Origin of the sequence: Streptomyces sp. SID14478, assembly GCF_010548525.1 — a bacterium.
Classification (GTDB): Bacteria; Actinomycetota; Actinomycetes; order Streptomycetales; family Streptomycetaceae; genus Streptomyces.
On sequence record NZ_JAAGMG010000279.1, the window covers coordinates 1 to 1,645 of the forward strand.

The window sequence follows — 1,645 nt, forward strand, 5'->3', positions numbered from 1 at the left end:
GGACGCCCGCCGCCGCGCACGACTGGAGCGCGGCGAGCCCCGTGTTGGCGGCCGCGACCTCGGCGGCGAGGTCAGGGCCCGCGCCCCCGCGCACGGCCAGCTCCGCCAGGAACGCCTTGTCGACCTGGGAGCGGCCGGAGTGCAGGTCCAGATGTCCGGCCGCCAGCTTGGACAGCTTGGCGAAGCCGCCGCAGAGGGTCAGCCGGTCCACCGGGTGCCGCCGGATGTACTTGAGGACGGCCCCCGCGAAGTCCCCCATGTCCAGCAACGCGTCCTCGGGCAGGCCGTGTTCGCGTACGGCCGTCTTCTCGGACGTCGACCCGGTGCACCCGGCGACGTGGGTGCGCCCGGCGGCCCGCGCCACGTCCACCCCGCGCCGGATGGAGTCGATCCACGCGGAGCACGAGTAGGGCACGACGATCCCCGTTGTCCCGAGGACGGAGAGGCCGCCGAGGATGCCGAGCCGCGGGTTCCACGTCGAGCGGGCGATCTCCTCGCCGTGGTCGACCGAGACGGTGACCTCGACGTCGCCGCTGCCGCCGTGCGCGGCCGCCACCGCCGCCACGTGGTCGCGGATCATCTGCCGGGGCACCGGGTTGATGGCGGGCTCCCCGACGTCGAGCGGCAGCCCGGGCCGGGTGACCGTGCCGACGCCGGGCCCGGCGCGGAAGACGACGCCGGACCCCGCGGGCAGCACGCGCACGGTGGCCCGCACGAGGGCGCCGTGCGTGACGTCGGGGTCGTCGCCCGCGTCCTTCACGACACCGGCCGTCGCCGCCCGCCCGTCGTACGACTCGACCGCGAGCGCGAAGGACGGCGTCTGCCCCTTGGGCAGCGTGATCGTCACCGGGTCGGGGAAGGTGCCCGTCAGCAGGGCCGTGTACGCGGCCGTCGTCGCGGCGGTCGCGCAGGACCCGGTCGTCCAGCCGGGCCGCAGACCGGTGTGCTTGAGTTGGGCCCCGCGCCCGCCCACCGGCTCAGTCATGGAGTTCCCCGATGCCGCACGTACTCGTCCTCGGCGGTACGACCGAGGCCAGGCGCCTGGCCGAGACCCTGCACGGGACGGTGCGGCTCACCAGTTCCCTGGCGGGCCGGGTGGCCGCGCCCCGGCTGCCCCCGGGCGAGGTCCGCGTCGGCGGCTTCGGCGGGGCGGCGGGCATGGCGGACTGGATACGGGACCACGCCGTGTCCGCGGTCATCGACGCCACGCATCCCTTCGCCGAGAGGATCAGCTTCAACGCGGCCGGTGCGGCCGCCACCGCCCATGTTCCCCTGCTGGCGCTGCGCCGGCCCGGCTGGGTCCCCGGTGCGGGCGACGACTGGCGGGAGGCGGGCTCCCTGGCCGAGGCGGCGCAGGCGGTGCGGGGCCTGGGCGAGCGGGTCTTCCTGACCACGGGCCGCATGGGTCTGGCCGCCTTCGCCCACATCGACGACGCCTTCTTCCTCGTACGGTCGGTGGACGCGCCGCAGCCGCCGTTCCCGCCGCGCTCGCAGGTGCTCCTGGACCGGGGTCCGTTCACGCTCGACGGCGAACGCGAGATCCTGGCCCGCCACCGCATCGACGTCCTGGTGACGAAGGACAGCGGCGGCGCGGCCACCGCCCCCAAGCTGACCGCCGCGCGCGAGGCGGGCATCCCCGTCGTCG

General features: G+C 75.9%; 2 protein-coding genes. One reads left to right on the forward strand and one right to left on the reverse strand.

Translation table 11 applies throughout. The features are described 5' to 3' along the window. The coding region (locus G3I40_RS09635) for a cobalt-precorrin-5B (C(1))-methyltransferase (RefSeq protein WP_164301741.1) at positions 1–985 on the reverse strand (985 nt) is incomplete at its 3' end. 11 nt (positions 986–996) lie between these two features. On the opposite strand from G3I40_RS09635, the gene G3I40_RS09640 reads away from it, so the two are divergent. Next, positions 997–1,645 (forward strand): cobalt-precorrin-6A reductase (locus G3I40_RS09640; RefSeq protein WP_164301742.1); only part of this gene is annotated, 649 nt, incomplete at its 3' end.